The sequence below is a fragment of the uncultured Azohydromonas sp. genome, from assembly GCF_937926365.1.
In the GTDB taxonomy this organism is placed as follows: Bacteria; Pseudomonadota; Gammaproteobacteria; order Burkholderiales; family Burkholderiaceae_C; genus Azohydromonas.
In genome coordinates this window covers 1-8007 of sequence record NZ_CALAOH010000042.1, presented here as the reverse complement: position 1 = coordinate 8007, position 8007 = coordinate 1, and the positions used below count along the sequence as shown (strand labels likewise).

Sequence of the window (8007 nt, the reverse complement as noted above, 5' to 3'; positions counted from 1 at the left end):
GCTGGGCTTGAAGCGGCCGCTGACGAGCTGGCCGGAGTCGGACAGCCCGGCCGCGGCGGCATCGTCGAAGGTCAGGGTGATGCCATTGACGTCGCCCGAGCCGCCCGCGTCGGACATCAGCAGCACGGACTGCCCCTGCGGGCCGACGAGCAGGATGTCGAGGTCGTCGGGGTAGGTGTGGGTGATCGAGCTCAGCGTGACGTTGACGTTGGTGATCAGGCCCGCGTAGCCCGAGACGGTGACGACCGAGGGGAAGGGCGTGACGGCGCCGCTGTCCGGGATGGTGAAGGTGTCGGCCACGGGGATGGCGGGCGCCAGGTTCACCTTGGTGCCGGCCGTCCCGCTGCTGCGGTCCCAGGCCCTGAAGCTCAGGCCGTTGGAGACGGTGCCGTTGAAGTCGGCGTTGGGCTGGAAGTACAGCCGGGTGTCGGCGTCGTCGGCCAGCAGCAGCGCGCCGGCGGCGCTGACCGGGCCCACGGCCTGCCAGTGGTTGCCGCCGTCGGTGCTGTAGTGCCAGGTGCCGTGGGTCTCGTCGGTGGCGGTGATGGCGATGCCCTTGGGCGAGCCGGCGTCGGGGTCGGAGATGCCGCCGGTGAAGGTGCTCACCAGCGAGCCCACCGCGCCCACGGGCGCGCCGGCGTCCTCGCTCACCGTCAGGTCCAGCGGCGAGTGGGCCAGCGTGGGCGCGTCGTTGACCGCCGTGACGGTGACGGTAGCGGTGGCCGTGGCGGTGCCGCCGTTGCCGTCGCTGATCGTGTAGGTGAACGAGGTGGTGCCGAAGAAGTTGGCCGCCGGGGTGAAGTGGACCTCGCCATCGTCCAGCGTGACGGTACCGGCGCCATCGGCCGGCTGCGTCACGGCGATGACGGTGAGCGTCTCGCCGGTGTCGGGCGCGAAGCCGTCGTTGGCCAGGACGTCGAGCGCCGTGGTGCCGCTGTCCTCGGCCACGGTGAAGGTGTCGTCGGCCGCCGTGGGCGCGTCGTTGACCGGGGTGACGTTGACGGTGATGGTGTTGGGAGTGGCGTCGAGGTCGATGCCGCCATTGGTCGTGCCGCCGGTGTCACGCACCTGGAAGGTGAAGGTGGCGTAGGCGCTGCCGTTCTCGTCAACCGTGGGTACGAACGTGAGCTTGCCTGCATCGAGATCTGCCTTGCTGATCTCGTAGCCGCTACTTACCTGCTCGGCTGTGATGGCGACACCGGCGTAGCGCAACTCCCCTGCGCTGGGAAGCGAACTGATTTTTACCGCCGCCAACGAGTTGCCGTCCTGCGCATCGCTGAAGCCGAAATCCGCCGCAGCGAACACCTTGGTGTCGTCTTCGAGCAGGGTCACCACGGCGTCCGTGCCCTCGGGCGCGTGGTTGATGGGAAGGACGTCGATACGCACCGTGGCGCTGTCGGACTCGCCGCCCGAGCCGTCGCTCACGGAGTAGGTGAAGCTGTCGCCCGAGACGTCGCCCGGCGTGTGGACGTAGCCGATCGTGCCATCGCTCTTGGCGTAGAGCGTGCCATGGCTCAACGCCACCTCCATCCAACCGCTGGCCTGCGGATAGCTTGCGTTCGTGCTGTTGGCGCTGAAGAACACGCCGTTGATGCGCGCGATCGAGAGGGAGGCGGTATTGGTTTCGGTGTCGCTGTCGGTGCCGGCAGCCGTGTCGTTGTCGGTGATGACGTTCTTGCCCGACAGCGTGCTGGTCTCGGTGACCGAATAGGTATTGTTGACGGCCGTAGGGTAGTCGTTCACCGCTGCAACGACCACGGTGACCGTCGCCGTGGTGCTCGCGGCACCATCGAAGGCGGTGTAAGTGAAGCTGGCGTTGCCGTTGAAGTTGGCGGTCGGTGTGAAGGTGACGGTGCCGTCGGGGTTCAGAACGGCCGTGCCACCGGTGCCGCTGCTCACGCTGCCGATCGTCAGCGAGCTGCTGTCCACATCGCTGTCGTTGGCCAACAGCTCCGATGCACTGTAGGTGACCGAGTCGTCCTCGACGGCGCTGAGCGTGTCGTCGCCTGCCAGCGGTGCGTCGTTGGCGCCGTTGATGGTGACGGTGAGCGTGGCGGTGTCGCTCTTGCCGGCCGAGTTCGTGACCGTGTAGTAGAAGACTTCCGTGAGGGTGTCGCCGCCGTTGAGCGCGTTGACCTGGGTGTTGGCGTTGTCAACCGTGTAGGTGTAGGCGCCGCTCGAGTTCAGGCGCAGCGTACCGAAGACACCCGTGAGGTCGATGTAGCCACCAGCGCCGATGGGCGTTGCGCTCGTCGCTGCGGCCGTGCGTGCGGACGTGACCGGGTTGCTGCCCCAGGACGTGCCGCCGGGCGTGGTGTCCACTACGCCCGTGCCCGTGCCCGCCGTGATCGCCCCGCTCAAGACGTTGCCGGCCGGGTTGATGCCGGCACTCGTGCCCTGTTCGGTGCCGGTGACCGCGTCGTTGGTGGCGTTGGGGTCGCTGCTGCTGGAGGCTTGGACGTTGATGGTCAGCGTCGCGGTGCTGGTCAGGCCGCCGGCGTCCAGCATCTTGTACTTGAAGATCTCGGTGCCCGAGGTGCCGCCGGTGCTGCTGGCCGTGGGCGTGTAGGTGTAGCTGCCGTCCACGTTGAGCTGCAGCGTGCCCAGCGTGCCGTTGAGGGTCGTGCCGCCGGCACCGAAGAAGGTGATCGTGCCGCTGGGGGCGCTGCTGAGCAGCGTGTTGAGCGTCACTGTCAGATTGCCGCCGCTGGCCGAGACGCCGGTGACTTGGGCGCCTTCCGGAATGTTGACGCCCGAGGCCGTCATGCCGGCGACGATGTAGCCGTCGCTGACGGCGACGGTCAGCGTCGAGTAGCTCGTGGACGTGCTGGTGCCCACGGTGGCTTCCTTGATGCCGCCGGGCTTGCCGCCATTGTTCAAGGCCGTGGCGAAGTCCACCAGCGAGCCGTTGTTCAAGGTGTAGTTGACGTCGGCGCTGCCGTTGTTGTACTTGGCAACAGTGGAGCTCAGTCCGAGCGTATAGCTGCCGTCGGCGTTCTGGACCTTGCTCGTGATCCGGATCGTCGCCCCCGAACTGTCCAGCAGCACGTAGTGCTTGTTGGTCGTGATCTGCGGGGTGTAGGCATAGTCCCCGACGGCGACGGCGTTGAGGCTGTTGCCCTGCTGGCTCGTGAAGGTCAGCGTGGTGTTGGTGCCGCCACTGGTGTGGCTGACGTAGTTGCCGTCCGCAATCACGCCGACGATCGACTTGATTTCGCCGTAGCGGTCCACGTCGGTGTCGTTGTTGAGCACGTTGCCCGTGCCCTTGCTGCCGATCAGGTCCGTGCCCGAATAGGCGGTACCGTCGATGAGCATGCTCACCTTGGCGGTGCCGACGTCGTTGGAGGCTACGGGCGTGTCGTTGGCACCTTGGATGGTGATCTTGAGCGTGGTACTCGATGCGGTGTTTTGCGCATCCGTGACCTTGTAGGTGAAAGTGTCCACCAGCGTGTTGCTGGTGGTGCGCAGCGCTTGGACGGCCGCGCTGCCGTTGTTGACCGCATAGCTGTACTGGCCTTCCGTGCCGATGGTCAGGGTGCCGTACAAGCCGGTGACGGTGGTACCACCCGAGGCCAGCGTGGTCGTCACGGCGGTGCTGGCCGTGCTGGTGCCAGCGGCCGTCACCGTGCGGCTGACGCTGCCCGGGTCGTTGGACAGCACGTTGCCCGTGGCATTGCTGCCCGCGGTGGCGTTGTTGAGCCCGCCACTCTCCACCGCCGTGCCCATGTCCGCAAGGGCGCTCACCGGGGTGTAGTGGTTGAGGTAGTTGTTCAGCGCGGTGTCCACCGGGTCGCTGCTGGTGCCGTAGCTGCCGCCGGCAGTGAACTTGGTGCTGTTTACCACCAGCAGGTAGGCGGCTTCGCCCGTGTCGCCGGTGCCGATGACGCCGTCGGCGCCCGCGGCATAGAAGAAGAAGCCGTTGGTGACGCCGTTGCTCTTGAACTGCCGGCTCGCGACGCCGTAAATCTTCTGGGCGACGTTGTTGGCGTCGGTGTACTCCAGCGTGCCGCTGACGTTGTTGCCCGAGTAGTACGCATCGCCCGGGTTGGCCGAGACGAAGCGGAAGTTGGTGCCGTCTGCCGGCGTGACGGCCGTGATGTTGTTGAGCGAACTGGCTTCCTGGCTGAGCGAGCTCGGCGTGCCGACGTAGACCTGCGAGAAGCTGACCGTGGCGTATTCGGCGGCGTACTCGATGCCGTCGATGGTGACGACACCGTGGTCGTCTTCGGTCGTCACGCGCGCGTCGGATACTCCGTCCAAGCGGTGGCCCAGCACGACTTGGGCGAAGGCTTCTCCCTCATCCCCCGGCGTGTCCTGCGTCCCATTGAGCCGGGCATCCAAGGCATGGCCGCTTTCCTCGATCAGCACACGCGTGAGCGTCCGCGTATCGACGCCGCCAGCCAGCCAGTCCGCGTTGAGGAAGATGACGGGCCGTCCTTGCGGCCCCTGTGCGGCGAAGGCGCCCAGCGCCCCATGGATCTGCGCGTTCGAGGCCAGGCGCACATCCACCTGCCATTGGCCCTGGTCCACCTGCTGCAGCAACTCGTCGGCAGCCGCCTGCCACGCCGATGAGGGCTGCGCCTGCCCGCCATCGAAGCGCTGGAACAGCTGCGCCGCCGCGTCGGCCTGCTGCAGGAAGGACTGGACCTGGGCCGACGCGCCGCGCAGCGCTTCCTCCAGCACGTTGCGTGCGGCCGGCGGAACCGCCTCTGCCTGCAGGTTCAGCAGCTGCGGCGCAGCCTGCACCGCGGCCGCAGACACTGCCGCTGTGGTCTCGTTCGCCGTGTGCTTGGTGGCATCCGCCACCTCGTGCTGCTGCACCTGCTGTTCAACCGCCTTGTGCGCGGCATCCACCACGGCCGCCGCATCGAACATCAATCGGGGCTCCAGCGCCCAGGCGCGGGGCAGGGGAGAGGGCAGCTTCTTCCAGGTGGGCTTGGACATGGTTGGCGCGGGCAGTGGGGGCGTGGGCGGACGGACGCGAGATGCGGAACGTGGGGGGCGGAGGCGGCGTCAGGGCGTGCGCTGGATCAGCAGCCGCCCGCTCATGCCGGCCATGAGCTCGGGCGGGCGGCCATCGATGGCGGCCACCACCTTCACCGACTGGCTCACCGGGTCCACCCGCGCGCCCATGCGCAGCACGCGCGCGGGGTAGCTGCGGCCCGTCTCGTCCACGGCGATGTGCACCGCCGAACCGGCGCGCACCTGCGCCAGCCAGCGCGAGGGCATGATGAATTCGACTTCCAGCACGCTGTCGTCGATGATCTCCAGCAGCGGCTGGCCCGGCTGCACGTACTGTTGTTCGCGCACCTTCTGCTCCGCCACGCGGCCGGAGAAGGGGGCCGCGATGGCGCACTTGGTCAGCACCACCTGCATCTGCGCCACCTCGGCGCGCTGCTTGGCGACCTCGCCTTCGGCCTGCTCCAGCTCCTGGCGCCCGGTGGCGTTGAGCTCGTGCAGCCGCGACTGCGTGGCCTGCTGCTTGGTCGCCACATCGAGATTCACCCGGGCGCGCGCGAGCTGGGCCTGCTGCAGGCTGCAGTCGAAGCTCACCAGCGGCTGCCCGGCCTTGAAGGCACCGCCCTCGCTGACCGCCAGGCGCTGCACGCGCGCGCCGATCTCGGCCGCCACGGTGGTGAAGCGCCGCGGGGAGAGTTGCGCGCGCACTTCGGGGCCGGCTTCGATCGGAGCCAGAGCCGCCGGTGCGGCGGGCTGGACGGCTTGCGGGGCCACGGCGAGCCTGGTGGCCGCAGCGGGCGGCGCGGCCAGTGCCGGAAACAGCGTGCCCAGCAGCAGCGTGGCGGCGGAGGCGGAGCGCAGGAGCGGGAAGTTCATGGGTGCATCACGTAAAGGCGCGGCCGCCGGGCAGGGGCCGCTGGCTTGAAGGGGGCTGGGGCTCGTGCAGGGTGGCGTGCGCCACCCGTGGCCCGGTCAGCGTGTGGCTGCCGCGGGCGTGCCGGCCAGTTGCGTGCGCACCTGCGCCGCGATCTGCGCCAGGCTCAGGTCGTCGCTGCTCATGGGCAGCGGATCCACGCCCAAGGTCGCCTGCAGCTTGCTCTGCGCGGCGTGCACCTGCGCCAGCGCCTGGTAGCGGCGCAGCAGGCTGACGATGGTGGTGGTCTGCGCGGCGACGCGTTCCAGCTTGGAGCCGGCCTGCGCCTGCTCGCGGCTGACGAGCTGGCGGGTGATCTTGTCGTCCAGCTTCCACAGCGCGTCGGCGCGCTCGAACTGGCGCCGCGCGCCCACGAGCTGCTCGCGCGCCACGTGCACCTGCGTGACGGTGGCCACGTGCGCGGCCAGCCGGCGCTGGTCGGCCAGCGCGATGCCGGCCTCGGCGGCGCGCCGCTGCGCCGGCAGCGCCAGCAGGCTGAACACGTTCCAGGACACCTGCACGCCGGCCTCGGCCCAGCCGTTGTTGACCAGGTACTTGTCGGTGTCGTAGCGCGGGCCGAGATTGAAGCTCAGGTTCGGGTACGCGCGGGCGAGCACCTTGCGGGCCTCGGTAGCGGCCAGGCGTCGCTGGTAGACGTGTTCGCGCAAGTCGGGGTTTTGCGCCAGCGCCAGCTCCTCCATGGCTTCGGTGGACAGCGCCAGCGGATCGCCCGTGGGCTGCTCGTCGTCCACCGCCAGCGTGGTCTGCAGCATCACCGGCGCGTTGATCAGCGCCGCGAGCTCGAAGCGCGCCGTGCCCAGCTCGTGCTGGATGGCCTCCAGCAGCCGCATATTCTCGGTGAGCTGGCGCTGGTAGCGCAGCGACTCCAGGGGCGAACGCAGGCGTTCGGCCTCGGCCTTGCGCGCGTCCTCCAGGGCCTCGTCCGCGAGCCGCAGGCTGGCCTGCACGTCGGCCTGCAGCCGCTGGGCACTGGCCACGCGCCAGAAGGCCACCCGCACGTCCTGCACCAGCTGGTGTGTCGCCTTGCGCCGGCGCTCGGCGGCGGCCAGCACGCGGTCGGCGGCCTGCTCGCTGGCGTAGCGCGCCAGGCTGAAGTCCAGCACGCTCCAGCTCAGGTCCAGCTGGCTGGTGAGATGGCGACGCTCCTGCGACAGCTGGGGCGCGGCGCCGGTGGGGTTGCCGTTGAGATCGGTGCTCAGGGAGATGCGGTCGCTGTCGCGCGCGCTGTAGCCCGCCGATGCCAGCAGCTTGGGCAGCAGGTCATAGCGGCTGGCATCGAATTGCTGCGCCGCCAGTGCCTGCTCCAGCAGGCGGGCCCGGCGGTCGAGGTTGTACTTCAGGGCGCGGGCAATGGCCTCGTCCAGCGTCAGCGTGGCCGGCAGCGGCTCGACGTCGCGCTTCACGTCGGCACGGTCCTGCTGCCACTGCGACCGGATCTCGCCGTCCTGCAGTGGTTGGGGGGGCTGTGGTTGCAACTGGGCGCAACCGCTGGCAAACAACACGGTGGCAACCGCCAGGACCGGGACGAGGGTGCGACGGGACATCAGGACTCCGTGAGGCGCGTGGCCGCCATGGGCGGCCCGCACAAATTTTTTTGCTGGACTAGACGGCACGGAAGCCGGGCCAGCGAGGGCGGCGCGGACGTGGGCGCCGCACCGGTGCACCCATATCGGACGCGCTGGCCGCATGTTGATCGGCGCCCCATGGCGCCGGATCACCATTGACAAAGATTTGACAATTCAGTGGCGGCAACCGTGAGTGATTGCCGGGGAATGCTGGGTATTCCCTGGGCTGGCCCACGATGGGCAAGCGATGTCAGACCCGCCTGCCTGTGCGGGCTGGGTGAAGCAGGGGGCCGGAAGCGGCGGGAGGGGACAGGCCGGGCGCGGCAGGACGCCGCGCCGGTGGTGCCGGCCCACGGCAGGCGTGGGCCAGGCAAGGATCGTCAAGCGATGCCGAAGGGGTGGCACCGCGGGTCCGCAGGGCGCGGACCCGTGTCGCGGCCAGCGCTTAGCGCTTGGGCTGCGTCAACCGCCCGCTGCCGCCGGTGAGCGCGGAGCGGCGCGGCTCCTCGCGGCGCGGCTGGGCCTGCGCCTGGGGAGTGCGCGGCGCGG

The 8007-nt window shown here is 69.2% G+C and carries 3 protein-coding genes; all 3 read right to left on the bottom strand.

The genetic code is table 11. From position 1 onward, the window contains the following. Nucleotides 1-4944, bottom strand: a 4944-nt coding sequence (locus tag Q0741_RS03875) for a tandem-95 repeat protein (RefSeq protein ID WP_298231879.1), incomplete at its 3' end; no start/stop codon positions are given. 69 nt (nt 4945-5013) lie between these two features. Further along, nucleotides 5014-5835 (bottom strand): efflux RND transporter periplasmic adaptor subunit, encoded by an 822-nt coding sequence (locus Q0741_RS03870; RefSeq protein ID WP_298231878.1) that lies wholly within the window; start codon nt 5833-5835, stop codon nt 5014-5016. Between the two features lie 96 nt (nt 5836-5931). After that, a complete protein-coding gene (locus Q0741_RS03865) occupies nt 5932-7437 on the bottom strand; it encodes a TolC family protein (RefSeq protein ID WP_298231877.1) in 1506 nt (501 codons plus the stop codon). Between the last annotated feature and the right edge of the window lie 570 nt (nt 7438-8007).